The sequence below is a fragment of the Acrocarpospora corrugata genome (assembly GCF_009687845.1).
GTDB lineage: Bacteria > Actinomycetota > Actinomycetes > Streptosporangiales > Streptosporangiaceae > Acrocarpospora > Acrocarpospora corrugata.
On record NZ_BLAD01000049.1, the window covers coordinates 149,278 to 173,022 of the forward strand.

A 23,745-nucleotide genomic window follows, 5' to 3' on the forward strand; every position below is an offset into this window, starting at 1 on the left:
CCTTCGCCGTCACGGAGTGCTGTCCAGCGGGGCGAGCAGAGTCTGTAGATCCCCGTAGTATCCGTACCCCATCAGCGCGAGTTCCGCCTTGGGCAATGCCGCGCCGAGTCGTTGGAGCATCAGGCTGAGCAGCAGCTGTTCGACGATCTCCGCCGGGAGATTCACCCGCACCCGCGTGAGCACGCCCAGTTCGGCCATGGTCTCCACCGAGATCCCCGCCGGGGCGACCAGCGTGTCGTGGATGCTCTCATCCAGCGCGTGCAGCTGACCGACCACCTCCAGCACGGACGACATCGTCGCCGCGAACCCCGTGATCGTGGCGGTCAGCGACACCGCCTCCGCCAGCACGACGAGCCCGAGCGCGGGCACGAACAGCATCGCGGTGCCCAGCACCGCCGCCGTCACCGCCAGCGAACGCGCCGAACCGGCGGCGGCCCGCTCGGCCGCCATCCGAACAGCGCGCTCCTGGACCAGCAACCGCCGGTAGTGATAGGCGACCGCGTACATGAGACTGTCCTTCGGCAGCCGCCCGGCCAGGAAATGCCAGGTCCCTTCGTGTAGCAGCGGATCCCAGCCGAGATCCGCCCGCCGGTTGCGGGACGCGGCGGCGAACACGCCCTCCTCCGGCCCTTCGGCCGGAATGCGCACCAGGGGCGGCCCGGTCGAAGGTTCGGTCACCCGCAGCACCTGGGCGACCTTGCCGCCCATGGTCGTCGCCGTCAGGGCGGTCGCCTGGGCGCGCAGCCGGTGCATGATCTTGCCCAGCTGGTTCTCGACCTCGCTCCTGCTCTCCTTCGGCTTGACCGTGGCGAAGGCGAGTAGCGCGACCGGGCAGTTGATGGTGAGCAGGTCGCGCAGTTCCACCAGGGCGCGGCGGCACTGATCGGCGGCCAGCCGGGTCCGGTCCCGCTCACCGCTCACGTCCCTGATCCGCATCCACTGGCCGAACGTCAGATTGGGATCGCCTGGATCGCCCGCTTCGCTCAGCGCCCGATCCTGCAGCCGGAGCGTGCGCATGATGTAGTCGAGCGCCAGCCGTTCCTGCGCAGCCCGCGTCAACGTCTGGTGGATGCCGTCGGAGAGCCCCCGATCCTCGAAGGTGAAGGAACCGTCCTCCTGTTCGCGTACGCCGAGTTGGTCCCAGGCGGTGTCGACGAACTCCTTGCTCTGCCGGGCCGCGTCCGCGACAGTGGCGGCCGCCCGTGCTTCCAGGTCGAGCAGCGCCTGCCGGATGAGCAGACCCAGCAGGTTCCTGCTGGCGGCGAAGAAGTGCCAGGCGGCGTCCTCCTCTCCGGTGGCCTTGGTGCCGCCGGGGAGGCCGCCTTCCACGGGTGCCCATTGCTTCGACGCGGCGGATTCCGCGGCTTTGATGACGCTCCAGCCGTACGTCGCGTTAAGGAAGCAGAGCCGCCCGAGCAGGGTGGCGTCGATGACGAGTTCCGGTGCGTCCGGGATCGAAAGCCGCGGATATCCGGCGGTACGCGGGCCGCCCAGCCGTCGTTCGTAGTCGTCCCAATGGCGCATGTAGTAGGTGCGGACGCGGTCCTCCAGTTCGAGTGCCGCGCTGCTGACGGTCCGGGCCGGAGCCACGGTCCCGTCGCCCGACGAGACCGTGAACACCAGGCTCACGGAGCACCTCAGGGCTCGCGGGTGGCGAGGTAGTGCAGGATCGCCTGCTCGTAGCCGGGAGTCGCGGCCAGCAACACCCGCGCCATGCCGGCCCGCAGGAAACCGGTGAAAGCGGGATCGGCGTCGTCGGCGTGGTCCATCAGCTCGATCCACCGAGCCCGGCGAGCCCAGAAGTACGGGTAGAACACATACGACACCCGGGACCATTCAAACGCCTGCTCCAGGAACTGGACGACCCTGCCCTTCTTCCGCGTGACGCCCAGATCGATGACCGGGAACCGAACGTCCCGCTCGACATGCGACCAGGTCACACTCGTCGGATTCTTGTCCCGGTTGACGATCTGGAACTGGGTGGACGTCGTCCTGACCGTGTGCGTCGCCATCGCGTCCACGTCGGTCAGCCGGTCGCCGGCGACGGAACGCCGTCGCGTCGTCCTGGTACACGAAGATCTGCGACCCGTTCACCGTCATCCGGAAGAAGTTCCGGTCCGAGTCGGACCCGGAGTGCGCGTCCTCGTAGTTGATCTTCCCGGCGAGCGCCACCTCGGCGAGCCGGTACCCCTAGCCGCCGGTGATCCGCGCCCCGTACGTCCGGGTGAACCACTTGTCGCTCGCATTGGGCGCAGTCTCGGTGAAGGAGGTCGTGCCGTTGCCTTGGTTGACCAGGACGGCCATCTTTTCCCGTACGAGCGGCGGAATGCCCGACAAATCGTATTTCTGGCGAAGCTCGGCGAGTTTGGCTTCGTCGACGTCAGCCGGGCCGAAGCCCAGCGCGACGCTCTGGTAGACGGGAGGAGCGGGCGGCTGAGGCACCACGATCTCGCCGGCATGCGCGGCCAGCCGGGATTCCACCCAGAACGCGGCGGGCTCAGGGACGACGAACTCGAACATCATCCGCCGCCCGTAGTTGAACACCTGGGCGGTGTACTCCTTGTCGATCCAGCGGTACATGCCCGAGATATGCGTCTTACCGTCTTTGTTGTCGAAGACCTGGAGGTTCTTCTCCTCCGTCTCCGACAGCCTGGTGGAACTCCGCTGCGTGCTCGCCCGGGTCTCCACCCGCTCCACCGCCTTGGCCACCACATCCCTGGCGAAGTTCTGCGCGAGCGAGGCATGATCCTCCGCCGCCCGGTTGTACGCGAACCCCGCGCCCGCGCTCGCGGTGATATTCCGCCTTGTTCTCATAGGTGAGATTGGCGGTGACGTTGAGCGTCTGCTTCAGCACGTTCTCGGTCTCGTTCTTCACTTCGTAACGCTCAGTGGACTGCGTGTCCTTACTGACATCCTGGGTACGGCTGTCGCTGAACGAGAACACGTCCTCGGTCTTCTCCAGTCGCCGGTGATCCCGCGTCCGCGCCTCGCCCTTGAGAATGTTGTGCACATGCGAGATCTCGCCGGGATGGTATACGGAGAGCCACTGGCGAACCACCTTGAGATCGCCCACCCCGATCGGCTTGATGTCGTTGAACGGGTGCAGAAACCGGAACAGCCGCGCGAACAGCGGATGCACCACCGGTCGAACTTCCGGGTGGCGGAATCCACCACGGGCAACGCTCCGGCGAGGCGTTTCATCAGCCACGGCGAGCCGAGGCGGGGCAGTCGGTCCGGCAGCAGCCGGTAGGTCCCGTCGGGCATGGCGATGTGGGCGTTCTCGGCGAGTTCGGCCAGTGAGATCGCGTCACCGGTCTTGGCCTTGATCGGGCCACGCGCGGGCAGGAGCGCCAGCAGGTCGGCGCGCAGCGATTCCAGGGCCACCTGCTCGTCGTCGTCGGGACTCCAGGCGAGCACCTGGTCGAGGACGACCTCGGTCACTCGGGAGACCAGCCGCAGTCCCGCCAGACCGGGTTCGTCCGGCTGGGGTCCGGCGAGGTGTCCGTGGTCGTCGATATATCCCCGGCGCAGGCGGTGCGGTGTCGGCTCACCGGGGGTGCGTACCATCATGAAGTCGAACAGAGGGGTCTGATCCGTCACGTTGTTCTCCGTTTTCGTGGATACACGAAAACGCTAGAAGTTACGATAAATCAGGCGCTTCGGGGACTTGCCTAGGGAAATCCCCAGCCCCTTCGCCTTGGCGTGAGAAGTGCGCCCGATCACGTCATCTCCCAGAGCAGCCGGTAATAGGCGATGCGTTCCGCGTCCGGGGCGATCCCGTACGCCTCGTAGACGAGGCCGTCATATCCGGGGCTGAAATTCCAGTCCATGCTCCACGCCGCGACCGCGAGATCCGCCCATCGATCGGCCCGCCCGAGCGACCCGAGATCCACGTGCGCGGCGAACGTCCCGTCGGCGTGTGACAGCGTGTTGGGGACACACGCATCACCGTGACAGACGACAAGACGATCGATCGCCGGCGCATCGCCGATCCCCGCCCGAACCTCGGCGAGCCGAAGCCGCTCGGGAGACCCGCCCGCTTCCGCACCCTCGGCGCGCTCCGCGGCATTGGCCAGCCTGCTGCCGACCCCCCAGTCGAACGGACACTCATCCACCGGCAGGGCATCGTGAAACACCCGCAGCCCCCGCCCGATCGCCACCGCCGCAGTCACCGGATCCGTGACCCTGCGCGGATCCACCGCAGAAAGCCCCGGCACCGCCGCCGTGACCAGCCACTCGCCTTCATCGTCGGCACCATGCTCGATGACCGGCGGCACGGCCACCCATCTCCGCGCCCAACTCAGCCGCAGCATTTCGCTGTACAGGTCAATCTCGGGCGTGCCCGAGGCCACCCATTTCACGTACCGAACGGGCTCGCCTTCAATACGAAACGTCAGCCCCCCAACCTCGTTCGCCCAAACCGGCACAACGACCCCGCCGCCGGCGAGCGCTCTGACCACACGGGGAACGGCCACAGGACCAGTCGGGATGCCAGCAATCACAGATCTATGATCCACCGGAGCAGGTCGCTGAAAGTTTTCATCTGCTTGCCCAAAGTTCTCTAGAGAACTTTGGGCTTTCTCCGGGAATGTCTGCGAGGGGATCGGTCGTGTGCAACCACCCTTGGGGTGGGCATCTTGGACCTCTAGACATTGGACTCTAACTCAGAGTCAAATTGAATGTCAATGCTAATCGAGCCAGATCACGATTCCGGTCAGGTCGTTGAGTACTGCGGCGACGCCCGCTCTGATGGCTGCCGCGCAGCGCTCGGGGGTGAATGAGTTGGGGTCGTAGGTCGTGGACATGCCGAGCCCTTCGCCGCGGAATGACGCGCCGGACCAGTCGGCGGCCGTGACGTTGTGGGTGGGTTCGGCCAGTTCGGCGCCCACGACGAGGAACTGCTGGGCCAGGTGGTTCGGGGCGACCAGGGAGAGGGGGTCGATGAGGTGGTCGCCGGCGCTGACGATGAGGTCGGGGCCCATCTCCATGGCCTTGGTGATGCTGGGCACATAGTCGGCCGGATTGGCGGCGACCACTGTTCTGAGGTCAACGTCCTCCTCCTCGGCCCAGTTCTGGACCGCCGCCACCAGGGTTTTGGTCGGGCGGTCGTCGCCGGTGGTGAGGAGTACCACCCGGTAGTCCTGCGACGGGTGGACCTCGGTCCAGGAGCCGGGCCGGGGGGTAATGGTCGACTCAGGGGCGGGCCGATGGGTGGGGTCGATGAATCCCGGGCCGAGCGTGCCGACGGGGGCGGGCTTGGCGTGCGGCTGTGACCAGTCGCCGGAACCGCATCCGGCGAGCAGTACGGCGACCGCCGCCAGCGCGGCGACGGCCCGAAGCGGGGGGCGCAAAGCGATCGTCCTCCGAGTGATGGCGGGTTGTGCGTGCACATCCTCCTTCCCGGTTCATCCCTATTTCGAGCAATAGAGGTTCTTCTGGGGTTATTTCTTCCGGGGTTCGCCGGTGGGTCGGCTCGCGTTCACGCGGGGGGTGGAGCGTGCACGGGCCAACTGAAGGAGCACCATGTCACACCGGATGCGCGCCGCCGTCCTCGGGATCAGCCTGGCGGCCGCCGCCTTCCTCAGCGCCGGGCCGGCCCTCGCCCACGGGTTCACCTCGACCGTGTACGTCGACATCACCGCAGGCGACGGGGGCCACCTGCGCACCACGCTGGGGCTTGAATACGACCTCTTCGTCGTCTCCACCGCCGACTCGGAGAAGGACGACCCCCTCTACCAGACCGGAATCGCCGCCTTCGAGGCCGGTGACACCGACGGCCAGGCCGCCGCGCTCAACGCCCACGCGAAGCAGGCCGTCGCGTACGTCACCAAGCGTTTCTCGATCGCCTCGGCGGACCAGCCCTGCGCCCCGGCCCAAGTCGGCGATTTCAAGATCAGCGAACGGGAGGGCGTGCCGTACGCCGATCTGCTGCTCGACTGGGCCTGTCCCCAGCAGAGCGACGACCACCAGGTACGGAGCCAGCTGTTCCCCGACACGGAGAAGTACGTCAAAGGGGCCAAGACGATCGTCACGTACGAGATCGACGGCCACTCGGGCAGCGCCGCGCTCGACGCCGGTCAGCCGTCCTTCTCCACCGGCCAGTCCTGGTACGGGCGATTCTGGGAGTTCTTCCTCCTGGGCGCCGAACACCTGCTGTCCGGGATCGACCACATCCTGTTCCTGCTCGCCCTCATCGCAGGATCCCGGCGCCTGCGCGAGATCGTCCTGGTGGCCACCAGCTTCACCCTGGCCCACTCGGTGACGTTCATGCTCGCCGCGCTCGGCCTGGTCGACGTGCCCGCGAGCGTGGTGGAACCCGTGATCGCCCTGTCGATCGCCGTGGTGGCCGGCTGGCACCTGTGGCGGATCCTGCGGCGCGGCGGCCACGCCACCGACCTGGAGCCGGCCGGACGCGGTCATTTCAGCCTGGACCGCGCGGGCTGGACCCGCCTCGGGGTGGTGTTCTGTTTCGGTCTCGTGCACGGCCTGGGTTTCGCGGGCGCGCTGGGGATCGACGAGTCGTGGTCGTGGACCCTGCTGTGGTCGCTGCTGGTGTTCAACGTCGGCATCGAGGTCGTCCAGTTGACGATCATCGCCCTCGTGTTCCCGCTGCTTACCGTGCTCCGGCATCGCCTGCCGACGGCCGGCTTCTGGGTGACCGGAGCGATTTCCGCAGCTGTTTCGGTGATGGGGCTGATCTGGTTCGTCGAACGGCTGCTCGGCACCTAAGGGTTTTTGGGACATGCCATAACCGGCCAGACCGCATTTACGGCCGGTTCATGCGGCAGCGGGAGCTTGAGTTCGCTTCTATGCATAATCGTGGCAAAAGGAACAAAAATGACATTAAGCACCCGGAACCGCGTTGCCGTAGGTGCCACCGCCGCGCTCCTGGGCCTGGCCGTAGCCTTCGGCAGCAGCTTGACGACCGCAGCCAGCGCCGCCGAGCCCGCCACCCTCACCGGGATCATCCTCGGAGTGGGCGCCGATGAGTCCCAGCGCACCGTGACCTGGTACTCCTCGGCCGACATCGCGCAGAAGATCCAGCTCGCCCCGACCGCGGAGCTCGCCAACAACGAGTTCCCCGCCGGCGCGGCCGTCTTCGACGCGGTCGGCTCGGGGAACATCGCCACCAGTGGCGGCTTCAACCGCCACGCGACCATCAGCGGCCTGAAGGAAGACACGGTCTACTCCTACCGTGTCGGCGCCGAGGGCAACTGGTCCCCGACCTACTCCTTCAAGACGCAGGACTTCGACGGGAACTACGACTTCCTGTTCTTCGGCGACCCGCAGATCGGCTCCTCCGGCGACGTCCCCAAGGACCAGGCCGGTTGGCAGGACACGCTGGACGTGGCCCTGGCCGCCAACCCGGACTCCGAACTGCTCGTGTCCGGCGGTGACCAGGTCGAGACGGCCAACACCGAGTCCCAGTGGACCGCCTTCCTGGCGCCCGACAAGCTCCGCCAGTACCCGTGGGCCGCGACCATCGGCAACCACGACGTCGGCGGCAAGGCGTACGAGCAGCACCTCTACACCCCCAACACCGACCGCTCGGCCCCGCTGTACGCCAACGGCAACCCGGCGTCCAACACCTCCGGCGGCAACTACTGGTACGTCTACAAGGACGTGCTGTTCATCGACATCAACAGCAACAGCTACGCCAACTCCCAGGGTGGTGGCGGCGACGCGGCGCACCTCGCGTACGTGACCGACATCATCAACCGGCACGGCAACGAGGCCAAGTGGAAGGTGCTCGTCTTGCACCACGCGATCTACTCGCCGGCCGCCCACGCCAAGGACGGAGACGCCAAGGTGCGCCGGGTCGATTTCCCGACCGCCTTCTCCAACCTGGGTGTGGACCTGGTGCTGCAGGGCCACGACCACAGCTACTCCCGCAGCTACCTGATCAAGAACAGCCAGAAGGCCAACCCGGAGGAGCAGCCCGGCGCGGCTGACGTCTACCCGGGCCCCGGCGGCGTGCTCTACGTGACGGGCAACTCGGCTTCGGGCTCGAAGTACTACGACATCTCGGCCCCCGACGGCAGCGCCGCCGGCGGCGCCGGCAATGGCGCCGACCCGCTGAACCCGAGCAGCTACTGGTACAACTCGGTTCAGAACCAGGAGCACGTCCGCTCCTACGTCAAGGTTCAGGTCCGCAACGACGAGCTCGTGGTCGAGAACGTCCGCAGCGGCACCTGCGCTCCCCCGAACGCGGCGGTGGAGCGTGGCCTCGCGTGCGCCAACACCCCCGCCGACCAGCCGGTCGGCTCGGTCGTCGACAAGGTGACCGTGCACCCGTACCACGGCGATGGCCAGGCCCTCCAGGTCAACGTGCCCAACGCCGCTCCGGGTGAGTTCGGCTGGACCATCGACGGCCGCAACGGCCTGGTGGACCTCGGCACCGCGACGGAGCACGGTGACTACTTCGCGGCGACCGGGCAGATCAACCCGATCGTCGTGTCGGACAGCCGCCGTTCGCTCGCCCCGTGGTCGATCTCGGCCAGCGTGAGCGACTTCCAGGACGCCGCCAAGACCTTCTCCGGCGCGTACCTGGGCTGGACGCCGCGCGTGCTGGAGGACGGCCTCAGCGCCAAGGCCAGCGGGGCGGTGCCCTCCGGCTACGACGACCACGGCCAGGGCCTGGCCGTCTCGCGCGGCCTCGGCTGGGCTGAGCAGGGCCACGTCAAGGGCCAGGCCAAGCTCGGCGCCGACCTGGATCTGAAGATCCCGGGCAGCGTCGAGAAGGGTGGCTACCGCGCCACTCTCACGATCACTGCGCTGAGCAGCTGACCTGCACCTGACGGGGTGGGCGCCTGCCGGGCGTCCACCCCCACAGCCCTTCCAGACCCGCCCCAGATGGCCCAAGGATCCCGAGATGCGCCGGAAAACCACTCTCGTCCGCACCGCCGCCCTGACCCTGCTCGCCGCCTTCGCCGCCGGCGGCCTCACCGCCGGTCCCGCGCTGGCCGCGGACGGCGAGGTCGCCTGGACCGTACGGACGGCCTCCAACACCTACGGCGCTGACCGGTCCAGTTTCAGCTACGCCGTCAACCCCGGCGGACTGGCCAAGGACGCCATGGTCGTCGCCAACCGGGGTACGGCTCCGGTCAAACTCGCCGTCTACGCCGCCGACGGTTTCACCACCGACACGGGCCAGCTCGACCTGCTCCCCAAGAACGAGAAATCCGTCGGAATCGGCGCCTGGCTCCACGCCGGCCGCGAGAGCGTCACCATCCAGCCCGGAAAGACAGCCGAGATCCCGTTCACGGTCACCATTCCGGGCAACGCCACGCCCGGCGACTACGTGGGCGGCATCCTCACCTCGCTGACCCAGTCCGACCAGGCCGAAGGCATCAACGTGGACCGGCGCCTCGGCATCCGGGTCAAACTGCGCGTCAGCGGTGAGCTCAAGCCGATCCTCGCGATCGAGGACTTCCACGTGGACTACGCCGGTTCCATCAACCCCTTCGCGATGGGCGACGCCACGGTCAGCTACCGGATCCACAACACCGGCAACGCCATCCTGTCCGCCCAGCAGACGATGTCGGTCTCGGGCCCGTTCGGCTGGCTACCGGCCGAAGCCGACAAGATCGCCGCGCCGCCGGAACTGCTCCCCGGCGAGAGCCGGCAGGTGACGGTGCCCGTTCACGGTGTGGCACCCCTGTTCACCCTGGCCGCGGCCACGACCATCCTGCCCCAGCTCACCGACATCTCTGGCTCCACCACCTCACTCGACCCCGTCCAGGCCACCGCGAGCGGGTGGGCCGTGCCGTGGACGCAGTCGCTGCTGCTCGTCCTGCTGATCGCGGTCATCGTCGGCGGGATCCTCCTCAACCGCCGCAAGCGCGCCCGGCGCAAGCTACGTGAGGAGGCCCGCGTACGCGACGCCGTCGAGCAGGCCCTCCGTGACCAGAAGGCCCAGGCCCATTAGGGCGTCAACGCTTCAAGAGCTCGGACACGCGCGGAAGGACGTCGCGGGGTTCGCCGCTGAGCCCGCATTCCATCGCGAGCCAGCCGTCGTATCCGATGTCCTCAAGCGCCGTCAGCGTCTCGTCCCAGTCATAGTGGCCCGCCCCCGGCTCAAGCCGGTTGCTGTCACCCAGCTGGACGTGCCCGATCCGGTGACCCGCGGCGCGGATGGCCGCGCCGATGTCGGCTTCCTCGATCGACATGTGGAAAGTGTCGGCGATCACGCGTACGGCCGGCGACGCGATCTCGTCGACGACCCGCGACGCCTGCGCCAGCGTATTGATCAGGTAATCCTCGAAACGGTTCAGCGGCTCCAGGAACACGGCGCTCCCGTGCTCCTCGCCGACGGCGGCCACCTCACGCAGCGCCGCCACGAGCAGCCGCAGGGATTCATCGTCATCCCGCGGCACGGCGAACGGCGGAAGCCGTTTCGAGAAGACGCCGAACGCGTTGGGAGACACGATCCCCGCCGCCCCGGCATACGGCGACCTCGTCGGGGTCCGGGATGTCGAATGGCTCCCCGTGCATCTCCTGCTCGCCGATGACAATGGGCTGGTCGACGCCCGCCGCGATCGGATGACCCGGATCGATCGTCCAGACCAGTTCGCGCTCGCCCTCATTCCGCCAGGAGAGTGAGCAGCTGCTGGACCATGCGCTTTTCTGCACGGCTCCCACGGTTTATTTCAAGGCCGAGTCCCGGTTCTCCAGGATGGTACGGCCGTGCGTGCCGACCCACTCACTGAGGGCGTTGATCGGGCCGAGCAGGGTGCGGCCCAGCGGCGTGAGCGCGTACTCGACCCGCGGCGGCACCTCGGCATGGACCCGCCGGGTGACCAGACCATCACGTTCCAGGTCGCGCAGGGTCTTGGTGAGCATGCGATGGGAGATCCCGTCGATGCCGCGGAGGAGGTTGGTGAAACGCTGCTCGCCCGCGGTGAGGGACGCGATGACGACAAGAGTCCATTTGTCACCGATGGTGCTGAGCAGGCCACGCATAACAGACTGAAGCTGATCATCGTCGCATGTGGTCGCATCGCCCGCAATCCCAGGAAAGATCATTTCGCCCCTTTCGCAATATGCACTCTGAAGTGCGTATTGCACTAAATAGTGCATCCCATTTCGTGGGAATCAACGTTCTCGTCAGGCCGCTCCAGCAGATCAGACATCGACCATAAGGAGTCAAGCCGTGACGAAAATCGCAATCATCGTCGGGAGCGTACGGCCGGGGCGTTACAGCAGAGCGGTGGCGGACTGGGCGCTGACCCAGGCGGCCGGCCGGGCGGACGCGGAGTTCGAGATCGTCGACCTCATCGACCACCCGCTACCCCACCTCGACGAGCCGGCGGCCGCATCGACCGGCCGCTACGACAACGCGCACACGAAGGCATGGTCGCAGCTCATCGCCGGATTCGACGGATTCGTATTCGTCACCCCCGAGTACAACCACTCGACCACCGGCGTCCTGAAAAACGCTATCGACTACCTGTACGCGGAGTGGAACAACAAAGCGGCCGGTTTCGTCAGCTTCGGCGTCGCCGGCGGCGTCCGGGCCGTCGAACACCTGCGGCTCGTCGCCGCCGAGGTGCAACTCGCGACGACGAAAGCCCAGGTGGCCCTCTCCTTCTACACCGACTTCGAGAACTTCAGCACACTCACCCCGGGCACCCACCAGACCGACGCCATGACCGCCACGTTCGACCAGGTGGTCGCCTGGTCCGAGGCACTGGCCCACCTGCGGAAGTGATCACGCGGCGGCCCGGACCGCCCCGGGCCGCCCTCCGTGAGACCTGGACGGTAGCGGCATGGAAGGCGTCGAAGTAGTGCTCGGCGAAGAGCTTCGCGGTCAGCTCGCCGCGGCTGCTCACGCCCACCTTCTCGAACAGCGACTTGATGTAGTCGCGAGGGCCAATTCAGACCAGTCGCGTGGGCGATCTGCAAGAGGCGCTTGATGTCCTCCTCGTCACGCGTGGCTAAGCGCGAGCCGTACGAGAGGATCTTGAGGGCGGGCGCGGCGGCCAGATCGGGGATGACCGCGTTGAACGGGAGTTCGGTTCCGGTGCTCAGCGTGATACGTAGAGGCAGTCGTAGGCCGGGTCTGGCGAGGCTGACGCTGAGGCCGGGCACCCCATCGGCCACGATGGGCCCAACGTCGACGTTGGGCTGGTGCCGGGTGGACGTGGATGGCACCAGCAGGTCGATCGTGAGTTCGCGTTCCCCTGCAATCCGGGTGAAGCGGTTGGAAGTGTTTGTGACCCGAAAGGTCTGGTCTCCCACGATCAGAAGATCGCTCGTGAGTTCCGCCTCCCACCCGGCGGCGCGGAGCTCGGCCAGCCAGCTCACCCTTCAATTATAAGCCACGTGCTCATTTTTGCACGGTGGTTATATTCGTGTTGCTGGGCGTGGAGGCGAGGGCCAGGGGTGAGCAATGCTGGCCTCTCCGCAGCCGCATGCGGACGGTTTGTCAGGATAATTCTGACAGTGAGCGGGTTTCGGCGATCAGTTCGCACTGGCGTTGCCAGTCGTCACCGATGACGCCGAGGATGAGGTGGTCGGCGCCGGCTTCGGCGTACTGGCGGAATCGCTCGGCTGCTTGGGGTGGGGGGCCGGTGATCGGCAGGTGGGCGGCGATCTCGGGAGGCACGCCGTACCGGGTGAGGCCGGCGGTGGCGGCGCTGAGTAGTGACGGGGATGGGGTGGGGCCGAGTAGGACGCTGCCGCCGACGGCGAGATGCGGCGTCGGGCGGCCGTAGCCGGCGGCGAGATCGGCCAGTTCGCGGCGGCCGTTGGCGACCGCCGTCGCGGTGATCACTGAGGGGAACCAGGCATCCGCGTAGCGGGCGGTGCGGCGCAGTGCCGCCCGGGAGCCGCCGCCTACCCAGATGGGCGGCATGGCCGCTCCCGGGGACAAGGCGATGGAGACGCCGGATGGCAGCACCGTTGTTCGGCCGGTGACCAGGTCGGGCAGGACTTCCAGGGCGGCATCGGTATGGCGGCCGCGCTCGGTGTACTGGACGCCGACCGCTTCCCAGGCTCTGCTGCCGTGTACCGCGCCGCCGGAGCCGACCCCGAGGATGACGCGGTCTCCGGACAGGTGCTGGAGAGTCGCGATCTGTTTGGCGGCCCAGGCCGGGTGGCGCAGCGCGAGGACCATCACCCCGAACCCGATGCGCAGCCGCTCGGTGACCGCGGCCACGGTGGCGAGGGTGAGGGTGCTCTCCATGGTTCCGACGGTGGCGGCGAGGTGGTCGCCGGTGAACAGCGCGTCCAGGCCGAGGTCCTCGGCGTGACGCGCGCAGGCGCGGACATCGACGGCCGCGCTCCGGGACGACGGAAACATCACCCCGATCGACAGGCGCTTCACCGCACGTCACCTCCACCCATACCGATCACGATTGCCGGGGCGGTGGCGCTGATCGGCTGCCTGATCACTGGGCGCCCCCGGCAGGGGAGATGTCCTCGGGTGCCGGAGGTCGTACGAGGAGGAGGGTCTTGCCGACGGTCGCGCGGGAGGCGATGGCGGCGTGGGCGTCGGACGCGCGGTCCAGGGGATACTTCTGGCCGATCAGGGGCTTGAGGCTGCCGGTGGACGCCGCGGTGAGGGCGGCCTGGGTCAGCTCGCGCATCTGGGGCGGGGTCGGCGGCGTGCCTCGGATCGGTGTTATGTCCTTCCCATCGGGGGGTGCGGTGAAGGATCCGCTGGCCATGCCGTACGACGAGAGGCGCCCGCCCCTGCGTAGCAGGCCGGCCGCCGTGCCGCCGATCTCGCCGCCCACGCCGTCGAAGACCACGTCGACTTCGCCCACCTCGCGCCTGATCTGGTCGGACCAGCCGGGGACCGTGTAGTCCACCGCCAGGTCGGCGCCGAGGTCCTTGGCGATGCCGGCCTTGCGCGGGCCGCCCGCCGTGGCGACCACGCGGGCTCCCGCGTCGCGCGCGAGTTGGACCAGCAGGCTCCCGACGCCTCCGGCGGCGGCTTCGATCAGCACGGTCTCGCCGGGCCGCAACGCCGCGGAACGGATCAAGGCGACGGCGGTTCGCCCGTCCGCGAGCAGCGCGACGGCGTCGGCCAAGCTCAGCTCCGGCGGGAGGTCGATCAGCCCGGTCGCGTCGACCGCCGCCAGTTCCGCGTAACCGCCGCGACCGCCCGTCGTCGTGATGACCCGCCGACCCGCCAGTGCCGGATCCGCGCCTTCGCCGACGGCGGTCACGATGCCGCCGACCCCGTTGCCGAGGATCGCGGGCAATGGCGGCAGCATCGCCGGATTCGGCGGCCGGCCCGCGCGGACCTGGGTCTCCACGAACGTGATGTTCGCCAGGTGCACTTCGACCAGGACTTGGCCCGGACCTGGCACCGGGTCCGGGACCTCGGTCAGGGCGAGGTTGGCCGGCGGGCCGAACTCCGACAACACGACAGCGAACATGAGCGTCACCCCAAGGGCTGTTATTCGGAGCGGAATGCTCCGATTTACTTTGAGGCATGCTATCGGAGCGTTTCGCTCCGAATGAAGTAGGCTTCGCTCGTGGCAGAACCGCAGTACCGTTCCCGGCGGGGGAGGCAGGCCGAAGCCGAGCGGAACGACCGCCGTGTGCTGGACGCGGCCCGGGAGGTCTTCGCCGCGCACGGCGCCGGCGCCACGGTCGCCGAGATCGCGGAGCGGGCCGGGGTCGGGATGGGCAGCCTCTATCGCCGGTACGGCAGCAAGTCCGATCTGCTGCGGCAGCTCTGTATGCAGGCCATGGAGGAGTCCATTCAGGCGGCCGAGGCCGCACTCGCCGCCCCCGACGCCTGGACCGGCCTCAGCGACTACGTGCACGCCTGCGTCGCGCGGGGTTCGGGTGCGCTCGCTCCGCTGGCGGGCTCGCTGGAGACCACCCCGGAGATGTGGGAGACCAGCAGGCGGGGCCGTCGCCTGCTGGAGCAGTTGGCGGACCGGGCGCACCGGGAGGGCGTGCTGCGCGCCGGCGTCACGGCACTGGACGTCGCCTGGCTGGTGGAGTTCTTCGGGCGGCGCGGCCCGGCCGCGCCAGGCACCGAGGACGAAGCCATCCGGCGACGACTGCTCGCCATCAGCCTGGACGGCCTGCGCAATCATGACGCCGGACCGCTCCCCGGTCCGGCGCCCAGCGCACGGCACTACGAGCGACGCTGGCAGCTCGAACCGAAACCTACACCGGGCGACACGCAACACGACTGATCGGGCCGACCCCGTTGAACCGTGGTCAGCAGGGGGACAAGCGGCCAGACCTTTGATTGAGCCGCGGTCAGCAGGGACAAGCGGCGGCCCGGCCTTCCGACTGCGCGGGCCTCGCCCAATGGGTGAGCGCATCCCCCGTGAGAGCTACCCGAAGTGTTCGCCTGCCGGGGATTCGTGGCCTGTGGTCGCGTTCGTAGCGTTGCCGGTGAATCGCCGTACCAGAGCGGCGCAGGTCACCGGAGGTTTCCATGGAAACGACGCAGCGCACCCGTTCTCCTCTCATCTGGCTTCCGGTCGGGTTGATCGGCGTCGGTGGGGTGTCGGCGCTGGCCTCGGGTGGGGCGCTGCTCTCCGTCGTGGCCGCGGTGGCTGCGGTGGCCGTCTACTGGGCGGTCATGCGTTTCGTAGCGCGGCGTCCCATGCCGGAGCTGGCCACGCGAGGAGCCGGGCGGGAGGCGCTGTCCGGCGCGGCGATCGGCCTGGGGTTCGTTCTCCTCTCGGTGTTAGTGATCACGGTTCTCGGTGGCTACTCGTTCACCTGGTCCCAGGGCCTGTCGGTGGTGTTGCCGGTGGTCGCGGTCTCGATCGGCGCGGCGGTCACCGAGGAACTGATCTTCCGCGGGCTGGCGTTACAGGCCCTGGAAGAGCTGTTCGGGAGTCGGGCCGCGCTGGCGGTCACCGCGCCGCTCTTCGGCGGTCTGCATCTGGCCAACCCGGGCGCCACCGTGTGGAGTTCGCTGGCGATCGCCGTCGAGGCGGGAGTCCTGCTGGGGGCCGCCTTCCTGTGGCGGCGCAGCATCTGGTTCGTGACCGGGCTCCACTTCGCCTGGAACGCCACCGAGGCGCTGCTGGGCATTCCGGTCTCCGGCCACGCGTCCGACGGCGTACTGACCACGCACGTTTCCGGAGCGGAGTGGCTGACCGGCGGCGGGTTCGGGCTTGAGGCCTCGGTCGTGCCGGTCGTCCTGAGTGTGCTGATCGCGGCTGCGATGCTGGTCCGCGCCCGCCTGGTACCGCGGCGCAGTGCCCGTCGTTAGGCTCGGTCAGGTGTCCGCCAAAAGGGACGGCCTGCTCGCGGCGATCCTCACGTTGCTGGCGTTCACGCCGACCGTGTCGGGTATCGGGGCCGAACTCGGTGATCTGCCCAAGCGCCCGGCCGATGCCCTGTCGGTGGCGCTGACCTTGGCGCTGACCCTCCCGCTGGCCGTACGCACCCGCTGGCCCGCGGCCTGTCTGGCGATCGTCGGCATCGGGTTCGCGCTGCACCAGACGCTGTCCGGCCCGCCGACGTTCGGCACCGTCGGAATCTACCTGGCGCTGTACGCCGCCGGAGCCCATCAGGAGCGGCTCCGCCGTACCACCCAGATCGTGGTGGCCGCGGGATACGTCGTCCTGGCGGTCGTCCTGCACCTGCTGGGCTCGCCCCGGCAGCTCCCGGACTTTTTCGCGTTCTTCCTGGTGCTGGCGGTGATCTGGGTGGCCGGAGCCGGGGTGCGCCGGTGGCGGGCCGACGAGGCCGAGCGGCGGCGGCTGTCGGCGGAGGTGGCCGTGGCCGCCGAGCGGGCCAGGATCGCCCGCGAACTGCATGACGTGGTCACCCACCATGTGACCGCGATGGTGGTCCAGGCCGACGCCGCGCTGTACCTGCTGGGGAGCGCGCCGGATCGGGCCGGGGAGTCGCTCACGGCGATCAGCGGGACCGGCCGTCGCGCGCTGACGGAGCTGCGCTCCCTGCTCGGCGTGCTGGAGGCCACCGGCGACTCGGCAGCGGCCGACCGTACGCCGGCCCTGGGCAAAGTGAGCGATCTGGTGGAACAGGCCCGGTTGTCGGGCCAGCCCATCGAGTGGACCGAGCACGGCCGGCCGCTTACGCAGAGCGTCGATGTGGAACTGGCCGTTTACCGAGTGGTCCAGGAGGCGCTCACCAACGCGCTCAAGCACGCGACCGGACACCCGACCGCGGTGCTGGTACGGCACGGCGACACCCACATCGAGATCGAGGTGACCACCGAGGGGTCGGCCACCGCTCCCGTCGTCGCGTCGGGCGGGCGAGGCTTGGCCGGGTTGCGTGAGCGGGTGCGAATGCTCAATGGTGAGCTGATCGCCGGAGCCCGGCCCGAAGGCGGGTTCCGCGTCCGCGCACTGATCCCTTCCGTGACCGCAAGTGGTTCCGTCCAGGAGTGACGCATGATCCGGGTGCTCGTGTGTGAGGACCAGGCGCTGGTACGTGCCGGATATGTCACCATCTTCGATGCCCAGCCGGATATGGAGGTCGTCGGGGAGGCGGCCGACGGGCGCGCGGCGGTGGAGGCCGCACTACGGCTGAACCCCGACGTGATCGTGATGGACATCCGGATGCCCGTACTGGACGGCATCGAGGCCACCCGGCGCCTGGCCGGCCCCGGCACCGCGTACCCGGCGAAGATCCTGGTGGTCACCACCTTCAACGTCGACGAGTACGTCTACGAGGCCCTCCGGGCGGGCGCCAGCGGTTTCCTGCTGAAGGACGCGCATCCGGCCGAGCTGATCAACGGCGTGCGGACGATCGCGGCGGGCGAATCCCTGCTGGCCCCCGCGGTCACCCGCACCCTCATCGGCCACTACGCCGAACGGCTCCGCCCCGCCCCTCCGGCCCCCAACCGCGTGGTGGACGTCCTGACCCCGCGCGAGCTGGAGGTTCTCCAGCAGATCGCGGCCGGGCTGTCCAACGCCGAGATCGCCGCCAAGCTCTTCATCACCCCGGAGACGGTGAAGACCTACGTGTCCCGGATCCTGACCAAACTCGACCTGCGTGATCGCGTCCAGGCAGTCGTCCTGGCCTACCGGACCGGCCTGGTCTTGGGCCCGGGCTGAACGATTCCAGCCGCGCATGGCCTGATGGCGATCTCCGCACACCACCGGCCGAAGGGGGGCGGGTGTAGCGCGCGAATCCCGAATTTGTGTGAAGAATGGGGTGATAACAATCTTGTCCATCCCACGCTGGGGGGCGCAGGCAACGTTGGCCATGCCGAGGGCCGGTGGCCCGCCGATGAGCATCGAAGGAGTCGACTTCGCGCTGCGTCGCCGTGCCGAAGAACGGGACAGGATCTCGGGCGACCTGCTCGACCTCGACTCGCACCCGAGCTACCAGCTGCTCGAAGGGGCGCGGCTGACCGGGGAGACCCGGCGCCGCTGGGACGAGGCGCAGGCCAGAGCGGTGACCCTGTGGTGGTTGTTCGACGCCTACCGCGGAGTGCTCGATCGCGCGCAGGAGCTGAGGGCCGGCAAGCCCGACCTGGCCGCGCTGACCGCGTTGCTCACCGGCCCGTCGGTCGAGCTGAAGCCGGAGAACGTGCCCGTCGAGAAGCGGTCGCTGCTGCGGGCCGCGGGCGAGTGGATCACGCTGGACACGGTGGTGGCCCGGATGGACGCCGCCTACCGCGACGTCGCCGCGATGGTCGCGGCCGCGGACGACGCCTGGAGCGCGCTGCTCCCGCGGCTTGAGCAGGCCGATAGCGCCCGCCGCTCGGCTCAGGACCTGCTGCGCGACCTGGACGGCGGTGATCCGGATCTGGACCGCATCGGTGCCGGGATCGACCGGATTCGCGCGGCGGTCACCGCCGACCCGCTCGGCTCGGCCGCTCCCGGTGGCAAACTCGGCGGCGAGCTCGACGGCTTGCTCGCCGACCTCACCGCCCGTCGCGGGCTGCTGGAGCAGGCCGCGCGAATCCGAGCGGAGTACGGCGATCGGACCCGCCGCCTCGGCGCCCGCATCGCGCAGGTCGCCGAGGCCGAGAACGAGGCCCGCTCGATCCGGGCCACGGTGCTCGTCAAGATTGCCTCACCCGCGCTGCCGGCGCTGCCGGACCAGAGCGCCGCGTTACGGAACCGGCTGGGCGCGCTGGAAACGGCCCGCGACCGCTGGCTGGAGCTGGTCGAGCGACTGACCGAACTGGAACGGGCCGTGGACGGCGCGCTGGCGTCGGCGCGGACCGCGACCGAATCGATGGCGGGCCTCATCGGCCGCCGTGACGAACTGCGCGGCCGGCTGCAGGCCTACCACGCCAAGGTGGTCCGGCTCGGGTCTGCCGAGGACGCCGCGCTCGGTGAGCTGTACGGGGAGGCCCGAGCCCTGCTCTGGACGGCACCGTGCGATCTGCGGAAGGCTACCGTCGCGATCACCGCCTACCAGCGGGCGATCAGCCGGATCGGGGTGGCGGAGTGATCAGATGCGCCCAGCCGGGGTGCGGCGGCACGGTGGAGGACGGCTACTGCGACCTCTGCGGCCTGGCCCCACAGCCGGCGCCGGCGCCGCCCTCGGCACCGTTGACCAGGCCGTCCGTCCGGCTGGACATGTCGGGTACGGCCCACACCGGTTCGAGCCGGTCGAGCCGCCGGTCGAGCCGGGGCCATCTGGGGATGGGCCTGGTCGAGGTGCCGGCCGTGCCGTACCGGGACCCGGCCGGGGTGGTGCTGACCGACGCCCAGGTGCCGGAGGACCGGCGCTTCTGCGGCAATCCCGACTGCGGCCAGCCGGTGGGCCGCCGCAGAGGCGACCAGCCGGGGCGGCCGGAGGGATTCTGCCCGCACTGCGGCTGGCGGTTCTCGTTCACGCCCAAGCTCGCCGAGGGCGACCTCGTCGGCGGGCAGTACGAGGTCAAGGGCTGCCTGGCGCATGGTGGACTCGGCTGGATCTACCTGGCGGCCGACCGCAACCTGGAGGGCCGGTGGGTGGTCCTGAAAGGGCTGCTCGACACCGGGGACGTGGAGGCGCTGGCCGCGGCGGAGGCCGAGCGGCGTTTCCTCACCGCGATGGACCATCCGAACATCGTCAAGATCTTCAACTTCGTCACCCACCCCGATCCCGGCACCGGGACGATGGTGGGCTACATCGTGATGGAGTACATCGGCGGCGTGCCGCTCCAGGAGATGCTGCGCGCGCGGCTGCGGGAGAGCGACAACCGCCAGGCTCTCCCGGTCGCCCAGGTCATCGCCTACGGGCTGGAGATCCTCAAGGCCTTCGGCTACCTGCACGACCAGGGCCTGCTGTACTGCGATCTGAAGCCGGGCAACGTCATCCAGGTGGAGGAGCAGCTCAAGCTCATCGATCTCGGCGCCGTGCGGCGGGTCGACGACGCGGACAGCGCGATCTACGGGACGGTCGGATACCAGGCGCCGGAGATCGCCTCCGACGGGCCGTCGGAGGGTTCCGACCTCTACACGGTGGGGCGCACGCTCGCCGTGCTGAGCTTCCCGTTCAGCCCCGTCAGCGGCGGGTCCGTCGCGCCGCTGCCGGCGATCGACCAGCGGTACGAGTCCTACCGCCGGTTCCTGGAACGGGCGACCGACTCCGAGCCCGCCCGCCGGTTCCAAAGCACGGCGGAGATGTCCGACCAACTCGTCGGCGTGCTCAGGGAAGTGCGCGCCGCGGAGGAGGGCGCCCCTCACCCCGCGCAGTCCACGATGTTCGGCCCGGAGCGGCAGGCCGTCGGAACCGAGCTCGCCCCGGCCGTCACGGGGCAGGTCTTCGGCCCGCTCGACCGCCTCGCCGTCGCGTCCGCGCTGCCTGTGCCTCTGGTGGATCCGCTCGACCCCGCCGCCGGGCTGCTCGCGGGCCTCACTTCGGGAAACCCCGCCGAGCTGGTCGCGCTGCTCGAATCCGCGCCGTCCACTCCGGAGACCACGCTCGCGCTGATCAGGGTGCTCAGCGAACTCGGCCGTCCAGTTCCGGACCAGCTGTTCGCGGACGCTGCCGGGCAGCTGCCTGGAGACTGGCGGATCTGGTGGTATCGGGGGGCCGGGCAGCTGGCCTCGGGGGACCCGGACGAAGCGGCGCGCATCTTCGACGGGCTCTACTCGTGGTTCCCCGGCGAGGCCGCGCCCAGGCTGGCCCTCGCGTTCGCCCTCGAAGCCGGCGGAGCGGGTCAGGAGGCAGAGCGCCACTACGCGGCCATCTGGCAGACCGACCGGTCATACGTGAGCGCCGGCTTCGGCCTGGCCAGGCTCCGGCTGGCGGCGGGCGACCGCGCCGGGGCGACCGCCGGCCTGGACGAGGTGCCCGCGACCTCCATCCACCGCACCGCGGCGCAGGCGGCCGCGGTGGCGGCAGCCGTACGAGGACATGACCCCGCCGAAGGCGAGCTCGTCGCCGCAGGCGAGCGGCTGCGAAACCTGAAGCTCGACGGCAGAGACCGTGACGGACTGCTCTCGGAAGTACTGAGGAGCGCTCTCGGCCGAGTCGCCACCAGCCGGGCCGCCTCATCCGGGCAGGCGACGCTGCTGGGCACTCCGCTGCACGAGAAGGGTGTACGCGCCGAGCTGGAGCGCGTCTACCGGGCGCTGGCCAGATCGTCGCGATCCACTGCGGAACGGCGCGACTTCGTCGATCTGGCCAACTCCGTACGCCCGAGGACGCTGTGGTGAGCGGCGCCTGTCCCGCCTGCGGGACGCTCGTCCTGGTGGGCGAGGCATTCTGCGAGCAGTGCGGCCACGCCCTGGGAGTCGCCGGCTGCACCTCGTGCGGTGCCACAGCGGTCGGGGCCGACGGCTACTGCGAGAACTGCGGCATGCTCCAGCCCTCCGGCCGCGACCACGTCGAGATCGAGCTGGAGGTCGCGGCCGGGGTGAGCGACCGTGGCCTGCGGCACAGCCGCAACGAGGACGCCCTGGCGCTGACGGCGGCGGACACGGTGGCCGTAGGAGTCGTCTGCGACGGGGTGTCCACCTCGCCGCGCCCGGAGGAGGCGTCCCAGACCGCCGCAGACACCGCCGTGGCAGCCCTCGCCAAGCAGCTGGCGGAGGGAGCCGACCCAGCGACCGCGACCCGGGAGGCGGTACGGCTCGCCGCCGAAGCCGTCGCCGCCCTGGCCGAGCCGGGCGAGGACGCGCCCGCCTGCACCTACGTGTCGGCGGTGGCCGGAGGGCGGCAGGTCACGATCGGCTGGGTGGGCGACAGCCGGGCCTACTGGCTCGGACCCGGGTCCGAGGTACTGACCGATGACGACGCGACCCCGGCGACGCACATGCTGACCGCCTGGCTGGGCGCGGACGCGGGCGAGGTCGTGCCGCACATCCACACGTTCACCCCGGACGGGCCGGGCGTGGTCCTGCTGTGCAGCGACGGCCTGTGGAACTACTACCCCGAGCCGGCGGCGCTCGCCGCCGTCGCCCTGAACGCCACCCCCCGCGCGGCGGCACAGCGGCTCGTCCGGCTTGCGCTGGAGGCCGGGGGACACGACAACGTAACCGTCCTGGTGATCCCTTTCGGACAGGGCGAGCAGGCCGAGACCACCGTGGTCGTCCCGAAGGAGCAGCAGTGACCGACTTCACCTTGCGCGTGGATCAGAACAAATACCTTCCCTCGGGAAGCGAGGACGTGCACGCGATCATCACGGTCGAGGCGAGCGGCCCGATCGAGCGGGCCCCGGCGGTCGAAGCCGCCGAGATCATCATCGTCGACACCTCCGGCTCGATGTCGTACGACAAGATCGCCGAGGCCAGGAAGGCCGCGCAGGCCGCCATCGACACCCTCCGCGACGGCGTGCACTTCGCGATCGTCGCGGGCACCCACGAAGCCGAGATCGTCTTTCCCGACCGCGCGGTGCTGACGCCGGCGACCCCGCAGAGCAGGCGCGCCGCCAAGGAGGCCGTGGCCCGGCTGGTGGCCGGTGGGGGGACCTCGATGGGCCGGTGGCTGCGGTGCGCCGCCGACCTGTTCAGCGAGTACCAGCGGGCGCACCCCGGCGCGATCAAGCACGCCATCCTGCTGACGGACGGCAAGAACGAGTACGAGCGCGCTCCGGAGTTCGCCGCGAACCTGTCGTACTGCACGGGGAAGTTCGTCTGCGACTGCCGGGGTGTGGGCGTCGACTGGGTGGTCGCCGAGCTTCGCCAGATCGCCTCCACTCTGCTCGGCAGCGTGATGGACATCCGGCGGCCCGAGGATCTGGAGGCCGACTTCCGGGCGATGACCCAGGCGGCGATGGGCAAGACGGTCGCGGACGTGGCGCTGCGCCTGTGGACGCCGCGGGCGGCGACGCTGAACCTCGTCAAGCAGGTTTCGCCGACGCTGGAGGACCTGACCGGCCGCCGTACCGAGGTGGACGCGCTGACCGGCGACTACCCCACCGGAGCCTGGGGCGGTGAATCCCGCGAGTACCACATCAGCATGCGGGTGCCCGCCGGGAACGTCGGCCAGGAGATGCGCGCCGGCCTGGTACGGCTGGTCCTGCCCGAGTCCGGGGAGGTGCTGGCCAAGGGGAACATCCTGGCGCAGTGGAGCGACGACCCCGTCCAGTCGACCCGCATCAACCCCCGGGTGGCCCACTACACCGGCCAGCAGGAACTCGCCGCGCTCATCCAGGAGGGCCTGCAGGCCCGCAACGACGGCGATCTGGACACCGCGACCGCCCGGCTCGGCAAGGCCCGCGGCATCGCCGAGAAGGCCGGCAACGAGGAGACCGCCAAGCTGCTCGACAAGGTGATCGAGGTCGATCCTGAGACGGGAACCGCTCGCCTCCGGCGGGACGTTGACAAGGCGGACGCGATCGCGCTCGACACCCGGTCGGTCCGTACCGTCCGGATGCGCAAGGACCCGGAGGCCTGA

23 protein-coding genes are annotated in these 23,745 nt (G+C 69.4%); 13 read left to right on the plus strand and 10 right to left on the minus strand.

Going from position 1 to position 23,745, the window contains the following annotated elements:
- Positions 1-9: 9 nt before the first annotated feature.
- The 6 genes from Acor_RS16740 to Acor_RS16765 form a co-directional block, all read right to left on the minus strand.
- The gene (locus tag Acor_RS16740) at positions 10-1,629 is read right to left on the minus strand and encodes a hypothetical protein (RefSeq protein ID WP_155337584.1); all 1,620 of its coding nucleotides are present in this window, start codon (positions 1,627-1,629) and stop codon (positions 10-12) included.
- A gap of 8 nt (positions 1,630-1,637) precedes the next feature.
- Positions 1,638-2,012 (minus strand): hypothetical protein, encoded by a 375-nt coding sequence (locus Acor_RS16745; RefSeq protein ID WP_155337585.1) that lies wholly within the window; start codon positions 2,010-2,012, stop codon positions 1,638-1,640.
- Between the two features lie 178 nt (positions 2,013-2,190).
- A complete protein-coding gene (locus Acor_RS16750) occupies positions 2,191-2,814 on the minus strand; it encodes a hypothetical protein (RefSeq protein WP_155337586.1) in 624 nt (207 codons plus the stop codon).
- A gap of 57 nt (positions 2,815-2,871) precedes the next feature.
- Positions 2,872-3,600, minus strand: coding sequence for a hypothetical protein (locus Acor_RS16755; RefSeq protein WP_155337587.1), 729 nt, complete (start codon positions 3,598-3,600; stop codon positions 2,872-2,874).
- A 119-nt stretch (positions 3,601-3,719) separates the two neighbouring features.
- Positions 3,720-4,502, minus strand: coding sequence for an aminoglycoside 3'-phosphotransferase (locus Acor_RS16760; protein ID WP_246238693.1), 783 nt, complete (start codon positions 4,500-4,502; stop codon positions 3,720-3,722).
- 186 nt (positions 4,503-4,688) lie between these two features.
- The gene (locus tag Acor_RS16765) at positions 4,689-5,351 is read right to left on the minus strand and encodes a type 1 periplasmic-binding domain-containing protein (RefSeq protein WP_155337589.1); all 663 of its coding nucleotides are present in this window, start codon (positions 5,349-5,351) and stop codon (positions 4,689-4,691) included.
- Between the two features lie 172 nt (positions 5,352-5,523).
- On the opposite strand from Acor_RS16765, the gene Acor_RS16770 reads away from it, so the two are divergent.
- The 3 genes from Acor_RS16770 to Acor_RS16780 all read left to right on the plus strand — a co-directional run bounded on the left by Acor_RS16770 (position 5,524) and on the right by Acor_RS16780 (position 9,928).
- Positions 5,524-6,729 (plus strand): HupE/UreJ family protein, encoded by a 1,206-nt coding sequence (locus Acor_RS16770; protein ID WP_155337590.1) that lies wholly within the window; start codon positions 5,524-5,526, stop codon positions 6,727-6,729.
- A gap of 108 nt (positions 6,730-6,837) precedes the next feature.
- Positions 6,838-8,787 (plus strand): purple acid phosphatase family protein, encoded by a 1,950-nt coding sequence (locus Acor_RS16775; RefSeq protein ID WP_155337591.1) that lies wholly within the window; start codon positions 6,838-6,840, stop codon positions 8,785-8,787.
- Positions 8,788-8,872: 85 nt separating this feature from the next.
- A complete protein-coding gene (locus Acor_RS16780; RefSeq protein ID WP_155337592.1) occupies positions 8,873-9,928 on the plus strand; it encodes a WxL protein peptidoglycan domain-containing protein in 1,056 nt (351 codons plus the stop codon).
- Positions 9,929-9,932: 4 nt separating this feature from the next.
- On the opposite strand, the gene Acor_RS16785 is transcribed toward Acor_RS16780, so the two are convergent.
- Positions 9,933-10,427 carry a sugar phosphate isomerase/epimerase family protein gene (locus Acor_RS16785; protein ID WP_174876155.1) on the minus strand — a complete coding sequence of 165 codons (495 nt, stop codon included), beginning with the start codon at positions 10,425-10,427 and terminating at the stop codon, positions 9,933-9,935.
- Here Acor_RS16785 and Acor_RS42800 point away from each other — a divergent pair.
- The gene (locus Acor_RS42800) at positions 10,417-10,602 is read left to right on the plus strand and encodes a hypothetical protein (protein WP_174876156.1); all 186 of its coding nucleotides are present in this window, start codon (positions 10,417-10,419) and stop codon (positions 10,600-10,602) included. The genes Acor_RS16785 and Acor_RS42800 overlap by 11 nt on opposite strands.
- A gap of 42 nt (positions 10,603-10,644) precedes the next feature.
- Here the strand turns inward: Acor_RS42800 and Acor_RS16790 are convergent, their stop codons facing one another.
- The gene (locus tag Acor_RS16790; RefSeq protein WP_155337594.1) at positions 10,645-10,962 is read right to left on the minus strand and encodes a winged helix-turn-helix transcriptional regulator; all 318 of its coding nucleotides are present in this window, start codon (positions 10,960-10,962) and stop codon (positions 10,645-10,647) included.
- A gap of 190 nt (positions 10,963-11,152) precedes the next feature.
- On the opposite strand from Acor_RS16790, the gene Acor_RS16795 reads away from it, so the two are divergent.
- Positions 11,153-11,710 carry an NADPH-dependent FMN reductase gene (locus Acor_RS16795; RefSeq protein WP_155337595.1) on the plus strand — a complete coding sequence of 186 codons (558 nt, stop codon included), beginning with the start codon at positions 11,153-11,155 and terminating at the stop codon, positions 11,708-11,710.
- A gap of 717 nt (positions 11,711-12,427) precedes the next feature.
- On the opposite strand, the gene Acor_RS16800 is transcribed toward Acor_RS16795, so the two are convergent.
- Together Acor_RS16800 and Acor_RS16805 are read right to left on the minus strand one after the other, a co-directional pair.
- Positions 12,428-13,327, minus strand: coding sequence for an LLM class flavin-dependent oxidoreductase (locus Acor_RS16800; protein ID WP_218034325.1), 900 nt, complete (start codon positions 13,325-13,327; stop codon positions 12,428-12,430).
- 64 nt (positions 13,328-13,391) lie between these two features.
- Positions 13,392-14,387 (minus strand): zinc-binding dehydrogenase, encoded by a 996-nt coding sequence (locus tag Acor_RS16805; protein ID WP_155337596.1) that lies wholly within the window; start codon positions 14,385-14,387, stop codon positions 13,392-13,394.
- A 99-nt stretch (positions 14,388-14,486) separates the two neighbouring features.
- Here Acor_RS16805 and Acor_RS16810 point away from each other — a divergent pair, with 99 nt between their 5' ends.
- The 8 genes from Acor_RS16810 (at position 14,487) to Acor_RS16845 (ending at position 23,745) form a co-directional block, all read left to right on the plus strand.
- Positions 14,487-15,161 carry a TetR/AcrR family transcriptional regulator gene (locus Acor_RS16810; protein WP_218034326.1) on the plus strand — a complete coding sequence of 225 codons (675 nt, stop codon included), beginning with the start codon at positions 14,487-14,489 and terminating at the stop codon, positions 15,159-15,161.
- 248 nt (positions 15,162-15,409) lie between these two features.
- Positions 15,410-16,198 (plus strand): CPBP family intramembrane glutamic endopeptidase, encoded by a 789-nt coding sequence (locus Acor_RS16815; protein ID WP_155337597.1) that lies wholly within the window; start codon positions 15,410-15,412, stop codon positions 16,196-16,198.
- A 10-nt stretch (positions 16,199-16,208) separates the two neighbouring features.
- Positions 16,209-17,345 carry a sensor histidine kinase gene (locus Acor_RS16820; protein WP_218034327.1) on the plus strand — a complete coding sequence of 379 codons (1,137 nt, stop codon included), beginning with the start codon at positions 16,209-16,211 and terminating at the stop codon, positions 17,343-17,345.
- Between the two features lie 3 nt (positions 17,346-17,348).
- Positions 17,349-18,014 carry a response regulator gene (locus Acor_RS16825; protein ID WP_155337598.1) on the plus strand — a complete coding sequence of 222 codons (666 nt, stop codon included), beginning with the start codon at positions 17,349-17,351 and terminating at the stop codon, positions 18,012-18,014.
- A 175-nt stretch (positions 18,015-18,189) separates the two neighbouring features.
- Positions 18,190-19,365 carry a hypothetical protein gene (locus tag Acor_RS16830; protein WP_155337599.1) on the plus strand — a complete coding sequence of 392 codons (1,176 nt, stop codon included), beginning with the start codon at positions 18,190-18,192 and terminating at the stop codon, positions 19,363-19,365.
- Positions 19,362-21,563 carry a serine/threonine-protein kinase gene (locus Acor_RS16835; protein ID WP_155337600.1) on the plus strand — a complete coding sequence of 734 codons (2,202 nt, stop codon included), beginning with the start codon at positions 19,362-19,364 and terminating at the stop codon, positions 21,561-21,563. Before Acor_RS16830 ends, Acor_RS16835 begins: the two co-directional genes overlap by 4 nt.
- A complete protein-coding gene (locus Acor_RS16840; protein WP_246238694.1) occupies positions 21,560-22,459 on the plus strand; it encodes a PP2C family protein-serine/threonine phosphatase in 900 nt (299 codons plus the stop codon). The genes Acor_RS16835 and Acor_RS16840 overlap by 4 nt, the downstream gene beginning before the upstream one ends.
- On the plus strand, positions 22,456-23,745 hold the full coding sequence (locus tag Acor_RS16845; protein WP_155337601.1) for a VWA domain-containing protein: 1,290 nt from the start codon (positions 22,456-22,458) through the stop codon (positions 23,743-23,745). Before Acor_RS16840 ends, Acor_RS16845 begins: the two co-directional genes overlap by 4 nt.

What these genes read in the sequence shown, in the direction of transcription:
- Acor_RS16745 (WP_155337585.1), bottom strand. Translation starts at nt 2,012, where the DNA reads ATGGCGACGCACACGGTCAGGACGACGTCCACCCAGTTCCAGATCGTC.
- Acor_RS16750 (WP_155337586.1), bottom strand. Translation starts at nt 2,814, where the DNA reads ATGAGAACAAGGCGGAATATCACCGCGAGCGCGGGCGCGGGGTTCGCG.
- Acor_RS16770 (WP_155337590.1), top strand. Translation starts at nt 5,524, where the DNA reads ATGTCACACCGGATGCGCGCCGCCGTCCTCGGGATCAGCCTGGCGGCC.
- Acor_RS16775 (WP_155337591.1), top strand. Translation starts at nt 6,838, where the DNA reads ATGACATTAAGCACCCGGAACCGCGTTGCCGTAGGTGCCACCGCCGCG.
- Acor_RS16780 (WP_155337592.1), top strand. Translation starts at nt 8,873, where the DNA reads ATGCGCCGGAAAACCACTCTCGTCCGCACCGCCGCCCTGACCCTGCTC.
- Acor_RS16790 (WP_155337594.1), bottom strand. Translation starts at nt 10,962, where the DNA reads ATGCGTGGCCTGCTCAGCACCATCGGTGACAAATGGACTCTTGTCGTC.
- Acor_RS16805 (WP_155337596.1), bottom strand. Translation starts at nt 14,387, where the DNA reads ATGTTCGCTGTCGTGTTGTCGGAGTTCGGCCCGCCGGCCAACCTCGCC.
- Acor_RS16815 (WP_155337597.1), top strand. Translation starts at nt 15,410, where the DNA reads ATGGAAACGACGCAGCGCACCCGTTCTCCTCTCATCTGGCTTCCGGTC.
- Acor_RS16825 (WP_155337598.1), top strand. Translation starts at nt 17,349, where the DNA reads ATGATCCGGGTGCTCGTGTGTGAGGACCAGGCGCTGGTACGTGCCGGA.
- Acor_RS16830 (WP_155337599.1), top strand. Translation starts at nt 18,190, where the DNA reads ATGAGCATCGAAGGAGTCGACTTCGCGCTGCGTCGCCGTGCCGAAGAA.